Origin of the sequence: Streptomyces sp. XY006, assembly GCF_002237655.1 — a bacterium.
In the GTDB taxonomy this organism is placed as follows: domain Bacteria; phylum Actinomycetota; class Actinomycetes; order Streptomycetales; family Streptomycetaceae; genus Streptomyces; species Streptomyces levis.
Window position 1 is genome coordinate 18,922 of sequence record NZ_NOKT01000015.1, and the last position, 15,656, is coordinate 34,577.

The following is a 15,656-nucleotide window of genomic DNA, read 5'->3' on the forward strand; positions in this document are numbered from 1 at the left end:
GGGCGACGGCCGGGCACGGCTACGCGGCGCTTCGGCGCCGAGCCACCAGGGTCCACACCCCGAGCCCCACGAGCAGCGCGCTCCCGGTGCCGATGCCGCCCACGGCGACCACCCGCATCACGGCGTCGTCGTCCGACGCGGGCACGCCCTCCGCCGCCGCCTCCCGGTCCTGCTCCGAGACGTCGAAGACACCCTCCGGCCGGGACTCCCCCGCGTACCCGGGCCCACTCCGGGGCTCGCCGGTCACCCGCACGCGCAGGGTCATCTTGAACGGCCCGTCACCGAAGCTGTCGGCGACGTTCGGCGCGAGGTGGGCGACGAGGTAGTAGGAGCCGGCGAAGCGCATCGCCCCGACCTGGGCCACGGCCCCGTAGCGGTTGGCGTGGTCGACCGGCGGCAAGGGGGGCAGGCTGCCGGACGCCTGATCGCCGTCGTAGCCGACGCTCACACCGGCGACACGGCCGCGCGCGGGGTTGTAGAGGGCCAGGTCGAGGGCGCCGGACGCGTAGCCGGTGCCGCCGGAGTCGGAGCTGCCCAGGTCAGCCGTTACCGCGAGCTGCCGGCCCCAGTCGACCGGCACCTCGTAGAAGAGCGTCTGGCCGGGCCGGATGTCGTCGCGCCAGACCCCTTGGTCGAGAGGGGTCGCCCCGGCGAATCCCGCCCCGCCGTGCCGGGGCTCGGGGTCGCCCTGGAGCGGCTGGGGGGTGGCGGAGTTCCACACCTGGGGCGCGCCGGTGGCGCCGGTCTTCGCCGTCGGCTCGGTCGTGGTGAACAGTTCCAGGTCCCAGGCGCCGGGTGAGGAGCCCTCGCCCTCGGGGTCGGCGCGCTCGACGGACACGTAGTACGCGCCGGCCTCCTGGCACAGCGACTTGGTGGGGGAGATCTCGCGCACGCCCCACGCGGCGATCGGGTGGGGGCTGCGCGCGGCGCCGAAGCTCGCCGTGTCGCCGGAGCAGGAGTTGCCCTCGGCGTCCTGCACGGACACCTTCAGCCCGTCGATGACGGAGACGGTGCTGCCCGGGGGAGGGACGGCGGTGACGGAGACGTACGCGCTGGACGTGGCGTCGAGCTGGAGGCGGTAGTTGACCTTGCCGCTGTCCGGCAGGGAGCTCCGATAGGCCGTGCCGAGCGCCAGGCGTTCGGCGTCGGCGGTGCTGCGCGCTCCCTCGACGCTGCGGGCGCCCTCGGCGAAGGCGTACGGGCTCGGCGTGGCCGCCCGGGCGGAGTCACCGGCGGCCCATGCGGCCGGGGCCGGTCCCACGGCGGCCGTCGTGCCCAGCACCAGGGCGACGGCGCCCAGGCGCACGGCCGTCGACGACCGGCCGCGCCACGCCCCCGTACGCCGCTCGCGCGCCGTACACCACCGTCCCCTCACGCGCCACCTCTCACCGTCGCCGGACCTCGGAACCGTGAACCGGGGCCCATCCTGCCTCGCCGCGCGGGTTCACGACCGGCCCTCGGTACACAAAACCCCGACCGCGAGGCGGCCGGGGTGTGCTCGAAAGGGGTTGTCGTGACTCACGAACCCGTGGGCACGGAGTCAGTCGCCTCCGTCCACAGATCCTGCTCGGCGCGATCCGCCTGGATCTGGCGGTACACGAGGAGCCCGCCGATGGCGGCCAGTGCGACCAGGAGAAGCTTCTTCACCGCGCGACCTCGTCTTTCCTTGACGTAGGGGACCTCTGGCGCCCGACTATACACACCGACCGATACCGATCGGTGACCTGCTCCGGCTGTCAACTCCCGTCCCGGACACCGGGATAGAAGCGGAGTTCACCGCTCCGATCGGAGGGTGATCACACGCCGACACAGGGTTACTTCGCCCCCTCTCCTCCCCTCTCCTCACGTTTCCGGGCCTCTTGCGTCCATCCGGGTGGTGTTCATCAGAACATCGCCGCGCCACGGCCGGAGGTCCACCACTTCCCGGCCCCCATACACATCATGAGGAAAGTACGCAAATCGCCCAACCCGAAAGTGAGGGGCCATGGCCCGGAACAAGGTCATGAAGCTGTGGACCGCGATCGTCACCGCCTTCCTCGCCCTGTGCACGGCGCTCGGATTCATCACCACGACCGCGGCGGCCGCGGTACCGCAGGCCGAGCAGAAGCGCAACAGCGGTGAGCGCATCCCGCACCAGCGGACGGCGCCGGCGGCCGCCCCGTGGTCCCAGGCGAGGGCCCTGCCCCCCACGATGAAACAGCGCATCCGCGCCGAGGCCCACGGCAAGTCCCCGCGCTGCCGCCACCGCTCCCTCACGGACTCGACGGCGACGACCACGACCGACTGCACGGACGAGGACACGGACGACCAGGGCGACCCCGCCCCCGCGCACCTCACGCCCCTCAAGCGCTGACCGCCCGGTCCCTGGTACGTCCTGGCGATCTTGCGTACCCCCACGACCCACCAGAGACCCGGAAGACCCCGGCCACTCCCGGCCGGGGTCTTCGCATGTCCCGGCCGGACCTCAGCCGGTGGCTCGCCGGTCCCGGAGATCGGCTACGCCTGTCACCCCGGCGGCAGGCATCCTCGCGACCACAAGGTCCGGAAGCACGGCCTCAACGCATCGACTGATGTCCGCCACGGACGCGAAAGACCCCCAGTCGCTACCGACTGGGGGTCTTCTCGCTGGTGGGGCTAACAGGATTTGAACCTGTGGCCTCATCCTTATCAGGGATGCGCTCTAACCAACTGAGCTATAGCCCCGCCGCGCTCTGCGGTGTGTGTCCCGCGCGCTGACTCCTGAAGATTAGCGCACGACATGGGCAGTCCCAAAATCGGTTGTCGGGGCGAGAGCGCAGGGCCGTCACTCGTCCTCGGCGAGCGTCAGCTCCACCCCGCCCACGAAGCCCGCGGAGAGGTTGTAGATGAACGCGCCGAGCGTCGCGAGGGCCGTCGCGAGGACGACGTCGATGACCGCGATGACCGACGTGAACAGCAGGACGTTGGGCAGCGACAGGAAGGCCTGCAGGTCGAAGCCGTTGGACTCGTTGGAGCCGGTGGCCTCGGAGATCGTGCCGCCGACCGTCGAGAACACGCCCATCGCGTCCATGACCATCCACAGCACCGCGGCCGCGACGATCGTGCAGATGCCCAGCGCGATGGAGAGCAGGAAGCTGACCTTCATCACCGACCACGGGTCGGCCTTCGCCACCCGCAGGCGCGCCTTGCGCACCCGCGGCGTGGTGCGCGCCCCCGTGCGCGGCCGCCGCACGGCGGCACCTGCCCCCGCGTCGGCCCCGGGCGCAGCCCCCTGCTGCGCCGGGTAGGCCTGCGGCGGGTGGTACGGCCCGGCCTGCTGCTGTGTCCGCCGCTCCCCCGGCAGCGGAGAGGCCGGCTGCGCGGCGCCCTGGTCCTGGGCGGCCGGCTGCGGCTGCGCTGCCGCACCGGTGGCGGCCGGGCCCGCTCCAGGCTTCTGCTGGGTCTGCGGACCTCGGGTGTCCGTCACAGTTCCCCCCTGTGATCCATGCGTGTCAGGCGAGGACGAGTCCTTGGTCGGGGACTTGATCGCCTTCAGGTTGGTCGTGTGCGGATCCGCCGCACGCGCGGCGGAGCCACGGCCGCCGCCGTCCGTCTCCGTACCCTTCGAGGTACCGGCCGGTCCGGCGCCCGTGGCTCCGCTCACGCTGACTCACTCCTCGTGCTACTCGGCCGAGGGCGCCTCACCCTCGTCCGTGCCGGTGGTCGCGGGACCCTCGGCGGTCTCGTCGACGACCACGTCGCCGTCGACCTCCTCCGCCTCGCGTCCCGCCTCGGCGTTGCGAGCGATGCCCACGACGGCATCGCGCTTGCCCAGATTGATCAGTTGGACGCCCATGGTGTCACGGCCGGTTTCCCTGATCTCGTTGACTCGCGTACGAATCACACCGCCCGACAGCGTGATGGCGAGGATCTCGTCGGTCTCCTCGACCACCAGCGCGCCGACGAGGGAACCGCGGTCCTCGACGATCTTGGCGGCCTTGATACCGAGGCCGCCGCGACCCTGGACGCGGTACTCGTCGACGTTGGTCCGCTTCGCGTACCCGCCGTCTGTGGCAGTGAACACGAACGTACCGGGTCGAACAACATTCATCGAGAGGAGCTCGTCCCCTTCGCGGAAGCTCATGCCCTTCACGCCCGAGGTGGCACGGCCCATGGGACGCAGGGTGTCGTCCGATGCGGTGAACCTGATCGACTGCGCCTTCTTGCTGATCAGAAGCAGATCGTCATCGGCCGAGACGAGTTCGGCACCGATCAGTTCGTCGTCCGAACCATCCTCCATCGACCGCAGATTGATCGCGATCACACCGCCGGAACGGGGCGAATCGTAATCCTTCAGAGGCGTCTTCTTCACAAGTCCGGCCTTGGTGGCGAGCACCAGGTACGGAACGGCCTCGTAGTCGCGGATCGCCAGGATCTCGGCGATCGCCTCGTCCGGCTGGAAGGCGAGCAGGTTGGCGACGTGCTGGCCGCGCGCGTCCCGGCCGGCGTCGGGCAGCTCGTAGCCCTTGACGCGGTAGACCCGGCCCTTGTTGGTGAAGAACAGCAGCCAGTGGTGCGTGGTGGACACGAAGAAGTGGTCGACGATGTCGTCTTCCTTGAGCTTCGCGCCGCGCACGCCCTTGCCTCCGCGCTTCTGGGCGCGGTAGTCGTCGGTCTTGGTGCGCTTGATGTAGCCGCCCCGGGTGACCGTGACGACGATGTCCTCCTCGGCGATCAGGTCCTCGATGGACATGTCGCCCTCGTACGGGATCAGCTTGGTCTTGCGGTCGTCGCCGTACTTCTCGACGATCGCGGCCAGCTCCGCGCTGACGATGCCCCGCTGGCGGACCGGGGATGCCAGGATCTCGTTGTACTCGTTGATCTTCGCCTGGAGCTCGTCGTGCTCCTGGACGATCTTCTGGCGCTCCAGTGCGGCCAGCCGGCGCAGCTGCATCTCCAGGATGGCGTTGGCCTGGATCTCGTCGATCGTCAGCAGGTCCATCAGGCCGCCGCGGGCGATCTCGACGGTCTCACTGCGCCGGATCAGCGCGATGACCTCGTCGATGGCGTCCAGGGCCTTCAGCAGACCGCGCAGGATGTGCGCCCGCTCCTCGGCCTTGCGCAGCCGGAAGCGCGTACGGCGGACGATGACCTCGATCTGGTGTGTCACCCAGTGGCGGATGAACGCGTCGAGCGAGAGCGTGCGCGGCACGCCGTCGACCAGGGCCAGCATGTTGGCGCCGAAGTTCGTCTGCAGGTCGGTGTGCTTGTAGAGGTTGTTCAGCACGACCTTGGCGACCGCGTCCCGCTTGAGCACGATCACCAGGCGCTGGCCGGTGCGCGAGGACGTCTCGTCGCGGACGTCCGCGATGCCGCCGATCTTGCCGTCCTTGACGAGGTCGGCGATTTTCTGGGCCAGGTTGTCCGGGTTCACCTGGTACGGCAGCTCGGTGACCACCAGGCACTGTCGGCCCTGGATCTCCTCGACCTCGACCACCGCGCGCATGGTGATGGAGCCGCGGCCGGTGCGGTACGCCTCCTCGATGCCCTTGCGGCCGACGACGAGCGCGCCGGTCGGGAAGTCGGGGCCCTTGATGCGCTCCAGGAGGGCGTCCAGCAGCTCCTCGTGCGAGACCTCGGGGTTCTCCAGGTACCACTGGGCACCGGCGGCGACCTCGCGCAGGTTGTGCGGCGGGATGTTGGTCGCCATGCCGACCGCGATACCGGCCGAGCCGTTGATCAGCAGGTTCGGGAAGCGGGCCGGCAGGACGGTCGGCTCCTGGGAGCGGCCGTCGTAGTTGTCCGTGAAGTCGACGGTCTCCTCGTCGATGTCACGGACCATCTCCATCGACAGCGGCGCCATCTTGCACTCGGTGTACCGCATGGCCGCGGCCGGGTCGTTGCCCGGGGAGCCGAAGTTGCCGTTGGAGTCGACCAGCGGCATGCGCATCGACCAGGGCTGGGCGAGGCGCACGAGCGCGTCGTAGATGGAGGAGTCGCCGTGGGGGTGGTAGTTGCCCATGACGTCGCCGACGACGCGGGCGCACTTGTAGAAGCCGCGCTCGGGGCGGTAGCCGCCGTCGTACATGGCGTACAGCACGCGGCGGTGCACGGGCTTGAGGCCGTCACGGACGTCGGGCAGCGCACGCGAGACGATGACGGACATCGCGTAGTCGAGGTACGAACGCTGCATCTCCGTCTCGAGCCCGACGGGCTCGACACGCATCGCGAGGTCGCCGCCCTGCTCGGGGGTGACGGGAGTGTTCTCGTCGGTCATTGCTGGTGAAGATCCTTCCTGGTGCGGTCAGCTGAGACCGACTCAGATGTCGAGGAAGCGGACGTCCTTGGCGTTGCGCTGGATGAACTGGCGGCGCGCCTCGACGTCCTCGCCCATCAGGACCGAGAACAGGTCGTCGGCCTGCGCGGCGTCGTCCAGGGTGACCTGGCCGAGGACCCGGTGCTCCTGGTCCATCGTGGTCACGCGCAGCTCCTCGGCGTTCATCTCGCCGAGGCCCTTGAAGCGCTGGATCGAGTCCTCGCGGACCCGCTTGCCGCGCTGGCGGCCCATCTCGATGAGCGCGTCGCGCTCGCGGTCCGAGTAGGCGTACTCCACGTCGTCCCGGCCCCACTTGATCTTGTACAGCGGGGGACGGGAGAGGTACACGTGGCCGGCCTCGACCAGCGGCCGCATGAAGCGGAACAGGAAGGTCAGCAGCAGGGTGCTGATGTGCTGGCCGTCGACGTCGGCGTCCGCCATCAGGATGATCTTGTGATAGCGGAGCTTCTCGATGTCGAAGTCCTCGTGCACACCGGTGCCGAAGGCCGAGATCAGCGCCTGGATCTCCTGGTTCTGCAGGATCTTGTCGATCCTGGCCTTCTCGACGTTGAGGATCTTGCCGCGGATCGGGAGGATCGCCTGGTACTGCGGGTTGCGGCCGGACTTGGCCGAGCCGCCGGCGGAGTCACCCTCGACGATGAAGATCTCGCACTTGGTGGGGTCGTTCGACTGGCAGTCCGAGAGCTTGCCCGGCAGGGACGCGGTCTCCAGCAGGCCCTTGCGGCGGGTCAGGTCGCGGGCCTTGCGGGCGGCCACGCGCGCGGTGGCGGCCTGGATGCCCTTGCGGACGATGTCCGCGGCCTCGTTCGGGTTGCGGTCCAGCCAGTCGTTGAGGTGCTCGTAGACGGCCTTCTGGACGAAGGTCTTCGCCTCCGTGTTGCCCAGCTTGGTCTTGGTCTGGCCCTCGAACTGCGGCTCGCTCAGCTTGACCGAGATGATCGCGGTCAGACCCTCGCGGATGTCGTCGCCCGTGAGGTTGTCGTCCTTCTCGCGGAGCAGCTTCTTGTCGCGCGCGTACTTGTTGATCAGGTTCGTCAGCGCCGCGCGGAAGCCCTCTTCGTGGGTGCCGCCCTCGTGGGTGTGGATGATGTTGGCGAAGGAGTACACGCCCTCGCTGTAGCCGCTGTTCCACTGCATGGCGACTTCGAGGGAGAGGGACTTGTCCTTGTCCTCGGCCTCCAGGTCGATCACCGACGGGTGCACCGCTTCTCCCTTGCGGGAGTTGAGGTACTTCACGAAGTCGACGATGCCGCCCTCGTAGTGGTACGTGACCGTCTTGACCTCGGCGGTCTCGTCCGCGCCGGCCTCGTCCGCCCCGGAGGTGGCCTTCGCCGACTCGCGCTCGTCCGTGAGCTTGATGGTCAGGCCCTTGTTGAGGAACGCCATCTCCTGGAAGCGCCGCGACAGCGTCTCGAAGGAGTAGTCGGTCGTCTCGAAGATGTCGCCGTCGGCCCAGAAGGTGACCGAGGTGCCGGTCTCCTCCGTGGCCTCGTGCTGGGCGAGGGGGGCCGTCGGGACGCCCATCTTGTAGTCCTGCGTCCAGCGGTGGCCGTCGGTCTTCACCTCGACGGAGACCTTGCTGGACAGGGCGTTCACGACCGAGACGCCGACGCCGTGCAGACCACCGGAGACCGCGTAGCCGCCGCCGCCGAACTTGCCGCCCGCGTGGAGCACGGTCAGCACGACCTCGACGGCCGGCTTGCCCTCGGACGGGACGATGCCCACCGGGATGCCACGGCCGTTGTCGACGACCCGGACGCCGCCGTCGGCGAGGATCGTCACCTCGATCGTGTCCGCGTGCCCGGCCAGCGCCTCGTCGACGGAGTTGTCGACGACCTCGTAGACGAGGTGGTGCAGGCCGCGCTCACCGGTGGAACCGATGTACATACCGGGTCGCTTGCGGACCGCGTCCAGACCCTCGAGGACGGTGATGGCACTGGCGTCGTACGACGCCGTTACGGAGGCCTCGGCGACTCCGGCCGGGGCCTCGGTGGACGGGATGTTCTCGTTGGGGTTGCCGGAATCGGCCACGAAGCGCCCTTTCTGGCACAGCACGAGCCAGGCTCTGGGGGTCCCCCCTCCGGGGGAGGGTTGCCGGAGCGGCTGCGGCATGTTGCGTTGGTAAGCCTTGATCAGCGTTGCTCAGCTTTTCCCGGACGGTCCCCAGCGAGTGGGGCGGGATTGCTTCCAGTCTACCGGTAGCACTGACACTGATGGGGGTTTGCCGGTACCTGAGTCCGCATGTGCCGCCCTCGACGGGTCTTGCCCGACTCCCGATATACGGATGGGGGCTCCAAGAGGCTCACAGAGCCACTCAGCGCTTCCAGCCGTCAACCCTTGGCTACTTCGGAGTCAGGTCGCGATTCGCAACCGTGTGCGGTGCCGCGACGGGACGGCCGCGCAGGCCGGTCCGGGGCAGGAAGACGTGATGTAAGTCACCTGTAGGAAGGGCCAGGACCACCGCTGCCGGGGGCGCGCAGGGGGCCGTAGCGGCGCGTGGGAGCGCTGGGGCCGACCACCTTGATCTGCCGCACGGTGCCGTGTCCCAGGTCCTCGTTGAGCCGCGCGACGAGCACGGGCGCCAGCCGGCGCACCTCCGTCGCCCAGGCCGGCGACTCGCACTGCACGACCAGGACCCGCTCGTCCTCGTCGTACCGCTGCGGGGTGCAGTGGTCGGCGAGCTTCTCGCCGACGATCTGCGGCCAGCGGCCCATCACACCGCCCACCGCGGCCGGGGCCTCCCAACCGCGTTCGGTGATCAGCCGGTTGATCGCGGGGCCGAGCGCCATGGGGTCGCGGCCGTCGGCGCGCGCGCCGGAGCGCAGCCCGCCGCCCCGGCGTGCCTGCTTCTTCTGCTGCGCCGCGTCCCCCCGCGCGCGGGCGGCCTCCTTCGCGGCGCGCAACGCCACGCGCGCGAGGTCCACGCCGGAGGGCTCGGGGTCCTTCTTCGGCTCCTGCGTGCTCATACGCGCTCCACCGTCCCCTCGGACACGGCGAACCGCACCCCGGACAGCACGTGCGGGACGTCGTCGTCCACCGCCGCGGTCACCAGGACCTGCTCACCGGGCGCGACCAGCTCGGCGAGCCGCTCGCGCCGGCGGGTGTCCAGCTCGGCGAAGACGTCGTCGAGCACCAGCACCGGCTCGTTGCCCTCCGCCCGCAGCAGGTCGTACGAGGCCAGGCGCAGCGCCAGCGCGTACGACCAGGACTCGCCGTGGGAGGCGTAGCCCTTGGCGGGCAGCTGGCCGAGCTTGAGCAGCAGGTCGTCCCGGTGCGGTCCGACCAGCGTGACGCCCCGCTCGATCTCCTGCTTGCGGGCCTCGGCGAGCGCGGCCGTCAGCTGCTCGAACAGGTCGTCGCGGGTGTGCGCCTCGCCCGGCGCGGACGGCTTGTACTCCAGCGCGACCGGACCGCCGCCGGGGGCGAGCTGCTCGTACGCCTTGTCGGCCAGCGGCTGGAGCGTGGCGATCAGATCGAGCCGCTGGGCGAGCAACTCGGCGCCCGCGCGCGCGAGGTGCTGGTCCCAGACGTCCAGGGTGGACATGTCCATGGAGCGGCCGCCGTGCCGCCGGGCCAGCGCGGCCGACTTCAGCAGGGTGTTGCGCTGCTTGAGCACCCGGTCGTAGTCGGAGCGGACGCCGGCCATGCGCGGGGAGCGGGCGGTGATCAGCTCGTCGAGGAACCGGCGCCGCTCCCCGGGGTCGCCCTTGACCAGGGCGAGATCCTCCGGCGCGAACAGCACGGTCCGTACGATCCCCAGCACGTCACGTGGTCTGACCTGCGTGGACCTGTTGATCCGGGCACGGTTGGCGCGGCCCGGGTTGAGTTCCAGCTCGATCAGCTGCTGCCGCTCGCCCTGCCGCACCTGGGCCCGGACGATCGCGCGCTCGGCGCCCATGCGGACCAGGGGCGCGTCGGAGGAGACCCGGTGGCTGCCGAGGGTGGCGAGATAGCCGACGGCCTCGACGAGGTTGGTCTTGCCCTGTCCGTTCGGCCCGACGAAGGCCGTGACCCCCGGGTCGAGGGGGACCTCGACCCGGGGATAGGAGCGGAAGTCGGCCAGCGACAGATGCGTGACGTGCATGGTCGTTTCGCCGACCTCCCTCGGTGCTCGGTTACTTCTTCTCGACCGCGTGGCCGCCGAACTGGTTCCGCAGCGCCGCGATCATCTTCATCTGGGGCGAGTCCTCCTGGCGGGAGGCGAACCGCGCGAACAGCGACGCGGTGATCGCCGGCAGCGGCACCGCGTTGTCGATCGCGGCCTCCACAGTCCAGCGTCCCTCGCCGGAGTCCTGTGCATAACCCCGGAGCCCGTCCAGGTGCTCGTCCTCGTCGAGCGCGTTCACCGCGAGGTCGAGCAGCCAGGAGCGGATGACCGTGCCCTCCTGCCAGGAGCGGAAGACCTCCCGGACGTCGGTCACGGAGTCGACCTTCTCCAGCAGCTCCCAGCCCTCGGCATAAGCCTGCATCATCGCGTACTCGATGCCGTTGTGGACCATCTTGGCGAAGTGGCCCGCGCCGACCTTGCCGGCGTGCACCGAGCCGAAGTCGCCCTCCGGCTTGAGGGCGTCGAAGACCGGCTGCACCTTCGCGACGTTCTCCGGGTCGCCGCCGTACATCAGCGCGTAGCCGTTCTCCAGGCCCCAGACGCCGCCGGAGACACCGCAGTCGACGAAGCCGATGCCCTTGGCCGCCAGCTCCTCGGCGTGCTTCTCGTCGTCCGTCCAGCGGGAGTTGCCGCCGTCCACGACGACGTCGCCCGGCTCGAGCAGCTCGGCGAGCCGGTCGATGGTGGACTGGGTGGCCTCGCCCGCCGGGACCATCACCCAGACCACGCGCGGTCCGCTGAGCTTGCCCACAAGCTCTTCCAGGCTGTGGACATCGGCGAGGTCCGGGTTGCGGTCGTATCCGTAGACGGTGTGGCCCGCGCGGCGGATCCGCTCGCGCATGTTGCCGCCCATCTTGCCGAGGCCGACGAGACCGAGCTCCATCAGTTGTTTTCCTTAGGTTTGCAGGTGTCCGACGTGGCGCTGCGGCACTGGTGTGCCGCGTCCGAGCCTAATCCCGGACGCTCGTGCACATCTGTGGGCATACGCGCTCACTCGCACGCCCTCACCTGCGGGTTTCCCCCAGCCTGTGGACAGCCGGCGGAGCTCAGCCGCTGAGGCGCACCGGCATGATCAGGTACTTGTAGGCCTCGTCCGCCTCGGCGTCCAGCGCCGGCTTGCCGCTGAGCAGCGCGGGCTTGGTGGACGTCGTGAAGGACAGCTGGGCGACCGGGGAGTCGATGGCGCTCAGACCGTCGAGCAGGAAAGTCGGGTTGAAGGCGATCGAGATGTCGTCGCCCTCCAGCTGGGCGTCGACCCTTTCCACAGCCTGTGCGTCGTCGCTGGAGCCGGCCTCCAGGATGAGCACGCCCTGCTCGAAGCTGAGCCGCACCGGGGTGTTGCGCTCGGCGACCAGGGCCACACGCTTGACGGCCTCCACGAAGGGGGCGGTCTCGATCACGGCGACGCTGTTGAACTCCGTCGGGAACAGCGTGCGGTACTTCGGGAGGTCGCCCTCCAGCAGGCGGGTCGTGGTGCGGCGGCCGGCGCCCTCGAAGCCGATCAGGCCCTCGCCCGAACCCGAGCCGGACAGCGCCAGGGTCACCTGGTCGCCGCTGGTCAGGGCCTTGGCGGTGTCCAGGAGCGTCTTGGCGGGCACCAGGGCGACCGCGGAGGCGTCCGGGTTCTCCGGCTTCCACAGGAACTCGCGGACCGCGAAGCGGTAGCGGTCGGTGGAGGCCAGCGTGACCGTGTCGCCCTCGATCTCGATGCGGACGCCGGTGAGCACGGGCAGCGTGTCGTCACGGCCGGCGGCGATGGCGACCTGGGCGGCCGCGGAGGCGAAGACCTCGCCGGGGACCGTGCCCGTCGCGTTCGGCATCTGCGGCAGGGCCGGGTACTCCTCCACAGGCAGGGTGTGGAGGGTGAACCGCGAGGAGCCGCAGACCACCGTCGCCCGTACACCGTCTGTGGAAATCTCCACCGGGCGGTTGGGGAGCGCACGGCAGATGTCCGCGAGCAGGCGGCCGGAGACCAGGACCGTGCCCTCCTCCTCGACCTCGGCCTCGACGCCCACCCGGGCGGAGACCTCGTAGTCGAAGCCGGACAGGCTCAGCTGGCCGTCCTCGGCCTTGAGGAGCAGGCCGGCGAGGACAGGCGCCGGCGGACGGGCCGGGAGGCTGCGAGCCGCCCAGGCCACTGCCTCCGCGAGTACGTCGCGTTCCACCCGGATCTTCACTGTTGCCGCCTCCTGCTGTTGCCGGCGCTTCTCGCTCTGCCTGGCCCTCGTCGTCTGTCTCGGTGTCGACGGTCCCTGAGACGGGGAGGACACCGGGGACCAGTCTGACGCACGGCACTGACAGTAGGTGCCTCTCGGGGTCAAGTCGTGACGAGGGGCGGCCGGGCTCCGGAGAGCGAGTTGTGCACAGGGCCCACTTCGAAACGAATTCCGCTCTCTCTCTAGTCGGGAGTAGTAGTAGGGCCTGTGGATACCGTGGATAACCACGTTTGCCCAGCTCAGAGCGGAAATTTTGTCCACGGGGCCTGTGGGTGACGGCGGTGGACAACCCGGCGTCTCTGTGGAGAACGGAAAGTTCTGCACACCCCGTGCACAGGAGGAGGCGAGTTCTCCCCAGTGCCGTCCCCAGGTTTACCCACCTTTCCCACAGCCCAACCCGGCACCTTGGTGTGACGCCTTTCACTCGACCCGGTGAGGAGGCGCGTCGGGTTGCCGAACAGTGGACAGCCATGTGGAGAAGCGGCCGATCGCTGGGGACAACCGCCCCCAGCCTGTGGGCAGCCCGTGGACAACTTGGTGCACAGCCTGTGGATCACCGCTTCGTCCACAGTCTGTGGAGATCGTTCGTCCACCAATCCACAACCGGCTGAGCTGGTCTGATGGTCTTTCGACAGTGCTCCCTGTGGACACGATCTGGACAACTCCCCGGTCCCCAGGATGTGGACGGCAGAAAGTCCCCGAATCTGTGGAGGGAGGCCGTAACCCGGCGACTATTCGAACACCGGGCTGCGGCCGCGGGCCGGCACGAGCCCCCGCGGATATGCGCGAGGGCGCCCCCGGGAGGCTCCGGGGGCGCCCTCAGCGGTCTGGGGAGCGGCGCTCAGCCGTTCTTGATGCGGTTGGTGAGCTCCGTGACCTGGTTGTAGATGGAGCGCCGCTCGGCCATCAGATTGCGGATCTTGCGGTCCGCGTGCATGACCGTCGTGTGGTCCCGGCCGCCGAACAGCGCGCCGATCTTCGGCAGCGACAGGTCCGTCAGCTCCCGGCACAGGTACATGGCGATCTGCCGGGCGGTGACGAGGGCCCGCCCGCGGGAGGTGCCGCACAGGTCCTCGACGGTCAGCCCGAAGTAGTCCGCCGTCGCGCCCATGATCGCCGTGGAGGTGATCTCGGGCGCCGAGTCGTCGCCGCCGGGGATGAGGTCCTTGAGGACGATCTCCGTCAGCCCCAGGTCCACGGGCTGGCGGTTCAGCGAGGCGAACGCCGTGACCCGGATCAGCGCGCCCTCCAGCTCACGGATGTTCCGCGAGATCCGGGACGCGATGAACTCCAGGACCTCCGGCGGCGCGTTCAGCTGCTCCTGCACCGCCTTCTTGCGCAGGATCGCGATCCGCGTCTCCAGCTCGGGCGGCTGGACGTCCGTGATCAGTCCCCACTCGAAACGGTTCCGCAGCCGGTCCTCCAGCGTCACCAGCTGCTTGGGCGGCCGGTCGCTGGAGAGCACGATCTGCTTGTTGGCGTTGTGGAGCGTGTTGAAGGTGTGGAAGAACTCCTCCTGCGTCGACTCCTTGTCCGCGAGGAACTGGATGTCGTCGACGAGCAGGATGTCCATCTCGCGGTACCGCTTGCGGAAGCTGTCGCCCTTGCCGTCGCGGATGGAGTTGATGAACTCGTTCGTGAACTCCTCCGAGCTCACGTACCGCACCCGCGTGCCGGGGTACAGGCTGCGCGCGTAGTGCCCGATGGCGTGCAGCAGGTGCGTCTTGCCGAGCCCGGACTCCCCGTAGATGAACAAGGGGTTGTACGCCTTGGCCGGTGCCTCCGCGACGGCGACCGCGGCCGCGTGCGCGAAGCGGTTGGAGGCGCCGATGACGAACGTGTCGAAGAGGTACTTCGGATTCAGGCGGGCGGTGGGCTCGCCCGGGCCCGTCGCCGGCGCGGGCTGCGCGGCCAGCGGGCCGGGAGCCCCGGTCGTCGGCAGGTTCGGGCCGACGGGGCCGCCGCGGTGCACGTGCCCCGAGCCGGCCGGCGGCTCCGGCAGCTCGCGGCGGACCGGGTCGCGCTGGTCGTAGTCGGGGCGTGGGGTCTCGTACTGGGAGCGCGGCGGCTCGTAGGAGGGGCGCTCCACGGGCTGTGGACGGTAGTCCTGTGATCCGTAGGGCTCCTTGGGGGAGCCGTAGGAATCCTGCCCGCCGTACGAGTCCTGCCCGCCGTAGGAGTCCTGGGACGGTGACGCGTACGGGTCACGGTCGGGGAAGCCGAGGCGCTGCTGCTGCCAGCCGTAGTCGTCCTGCGTGGGGCGCGGCCAGGCGCCGGGCTCCGGGCGCTGGTACTCGCCGGGGTAGGCCGGGCGGGCCGTCGGGAGCTGGTCTGCGCGCGTAGGCGGGACCTGGTCACCGCCCGTGCCCGGCAGCGGCTCGGCGCGGTGCCGCCCGTATCCCTCGTAGCCGTCGCGGTCCTGGCGGCCGTCACGGTCTGCGCGGCCCTCGTATCCGTCGCGCTCGGGGCGATTGTCGTACGCGTCACGTTCCTGGCGCGCGTCGTAGCCGTCGCGGTCCTGGCGCTTGTCGTATCCGTCGCGCTCGGGGCGGCTGTCGTATCCGTCGCGGTCGGAGCGGTTTTCGTAGCCGTCCCGGTCGGAGCGGCTGTCGTACGCGTCACGTTCCTGGCGGGCGTCGTAGCCGTCGCGGTCCTGGCGTGCGGACGGGAGCTCGGGCTCCTCGTAGCGCTGAGGGCGGGCGGGCGGTGCCGGTGTGGCCGGGGGCTCGCCCGCGGAGTCGTCGACCGTGATCGCGATCCGGATCGGGCGGCCGCACTCACGGCTCAGCGTCTCGCTGACGACCGGCGCCAGACGGCCCTCCAGCACGCCCTTCGCGAATTCGTTCGGTACGGCGAGCAGTGCCGTGTCGGCGACCAGCGCGAGCGGCTGGCAGCGCCGGATCCAGTGCTCGTCCTTCGCCTCGACCCCCTGGCCGCGGCCCTCCCCGAGGAGCTGCTCCAATACGCGTGGCCACACTGCGGCAAGATCGGCAGGTACGTCAGCCACAGGGCACGCTCTCTCACGGGTCCCTCGAAG

At 69.9% G+C, this 15,656-nt stretch carries 11 protein-coding genes and 1 tRNA gene; 1 reads left to right on the forward strand and 11 read right to left on the reverse strand.

From position 1 onward, the window contains the following. Positions 1 to 19: 19 nt before the first annotated feature. Both CHR28_RS18635 and CHR28_RS38000 read right to left on the reverse strand, forming a co-directional pair. Positions 20 to 1,375 carry a hypothetical protein gene (locus CHR28_RS18635; protein WP_094054782.1) on the reverse strand — a complete coding sequence of 452 codons (1,356 nt, stop codon included), beginning with the start codon at positions 1,373 to 1,375 and terminating at the stop codon, positions 20 to 22. 143 nt (positions 1,376 to 1,518) lie between these two features. Continuing rightward, positions 1,519 to 1,647, reverse strand: a complete 129-nt coding sequence (locus CHR28_RS38000; RefSeq protein ID WP_003999697.1) for a DLW-39 family protein — start codon at positions 1,645 to 1,647, stop codon at positions 1,519 to 1,521. A gap of 337 nt (positions 1,648 to 1,984) precedes the next feature. Here CHR28_RS38000 and CHR28_RS18645 point away from each other — a divergent pair, with 337 nt between their 5' ends. Further along, positions 1,985 to 2,353 (forward strand): DUF6344 domain-containing protein, encoded by a 369-nt coding sequence (locus CHR28_RS18645; protein ID WP_094054784.1) that lies wholly within the window; start codon positions 1,985 to 1,987, stop codon positions 2,351 to 2,353. Between the two features lie 273 nt (positions 2,354 to 2,626). Here CHR28_RS18645 and CHR28_RS18650 read toward each other — a convergent pair. The 9 genes from CHR28_RS18650 to dnaA form a co-directional block, all read right to left on the reverse strand. Next, positions 2,627 to 2,703, reverse strand: a tRNA-Ile gene (locus tag CHR28_RS18650). A gap of 100 nt (positions 2,704 to 2,803) precedes the next feature. Continuing rightward, on the reverse strand, positions 2,804 to 3,622 hold the full coding sequence (locus CHR28_RS18655) for a DUF3566 domain-containing protein (protein ID WP_094054785.1): 819 nt from the start codon (positions 3,620 to 3,622) through the stop codon (positions 2,804 to 2,806). Positions 3,623 to 3,640: 18 nt separating this feature from the next. Next, the gene (gyrA, locus tag CHR28_RS18660; protein WP_094054786.1) at positions 3,641 to 6,235 is read right to left on the reverse strand and encodes a DNA gyrase subunit A; all 2,595 of its coding nucleotides are present in this window, start codon (positions 6,233 to 6,235) and stop codon (positions 3,641 to 3,643) included. Positions 6,236 to 6,277: 42 nt separating this feature from the next. Then, positions 6,278 to 8,350 (reverse strand): DNA topoisomerase (ATP-hydrolyzing) subunit B, encoded by a 2,073-nt coding sequence (gene gyrB / locus CHR28_RS18665; RefSeq protein WP_094054787.1) that lies wholly within the window; start codon positions 8,348 to 8,350, stop codon positions 6,278 to 6,280. A gap of 380 nt (positions 8,351 to 8,730) precedes the next feature. Then, the gene (locus tag CHR28_RS18670; RefSeq protein ID WP_094054788.1) at positions 8,731 to 9,261 is read right to left on the reverse strand and encodes a DUF721 domain-containing protein; all 531 of its coding nucleotides are present in this window, start codon (positions 9,259 to 9,261) and stop codon (positions 8,731 to 8,733) included. Continuing rightward, positions 9,258 to 10,379, reverse strand: a complete 1,122-nt coding sequence (gene recF / locus CHR28_RS18675) for a DNA replication/repair protein RecF (protein WP_094054789.1) — start codon at positions 10,377 to 10,379, stop codon at positions 9,258 to 9,260. The genes CHR28_RS18670 and recF overlap by 4 nt, the downstream gene beginning before the upstream one ends. Before the next feature lie 31 nt (positions 10,380 to 10,410). Beyond that, a complete protein-coding gene (gnd, locus tag CHR28_RS18680; RefSeq protein ID WP_094054790.1) occupies positions 10,411 to 11,286 on the reverse strand; it encodes a phosphogluconate dehydrogenase (NAD(+)-dependent, decarboxylating) in 876 nt (291 codons plus the stop codon). A 163-nt stretch (positions 11,287 to 11,449) separates the two neighbouring features. Beyond that, on the reverse strand, positions 11,450 to 12,580 hold the full coding sequence (dnaN, locus tag CHR28_RS18685) for a DNA polymerase III subunit beta (RefSeq protein WP_094054791.1): 1,131 nt from the start codon (positions 12,578 to 12,580) through the stop codon (positions 11,450 to 11,452). 880 nt (positions 12,581 to 13,460) lie between these two features. Further along, on the reverse strand, positions 13,461 to 15,626 hold the full coding sequence (gene dnaA, locus CHR28_RS18695; RefSeq protein WP_094054793.1) for a chromosomal replication initiator protein DnaA: 2,166 nt from the start codon (positions 15,624 to 15,626) through the stop codon (positions 13,461 to 13,463). Positions 15,627 to 15,656: the final 30 nt, after the last annotated feature.

What these genes read in the sequence shown, in the direction of transcription:
- CHR28_RS18645 (WP_094054784.1), top strand. Translation starts at nt 1,985, where the DNA reads ATGGCCCGGAACAAGGTCATGAAGCTGTGGACCGCGATCGTCACCGCC.
- gyrA (WP_094054786.1), bottom strand. Translation starts at nt 6,235, where the DNA reads ATGACCGACGAGAACACTCCCGTCACCCCCGAGCAGGGCGGCGACCTC.
- CHR28_RS18670 (WP_094054788.1), bottom strand. Translation starts at nt 9,261, where the DNA reads ATGAGCACGCAGGAGCCGAAGAAGGACCCCGAGCCCTCCGGCGTGGAC.
- recF (WP_094054789.1), bottom strand. Translation starts at nt 10,379, where the DNA reads ATGCACGTCACGCATCTGTCGCTGGCCGACTTCCGCTCCTATCCCCGG.
- gnd (WP_094054790.1), bottom strand. Translation starts at nt 11,286, where the DNA reads ATGGAGCTCGGTCTCGTCGGCCTCGGCAAGATGGGCGGCAACATGCGC.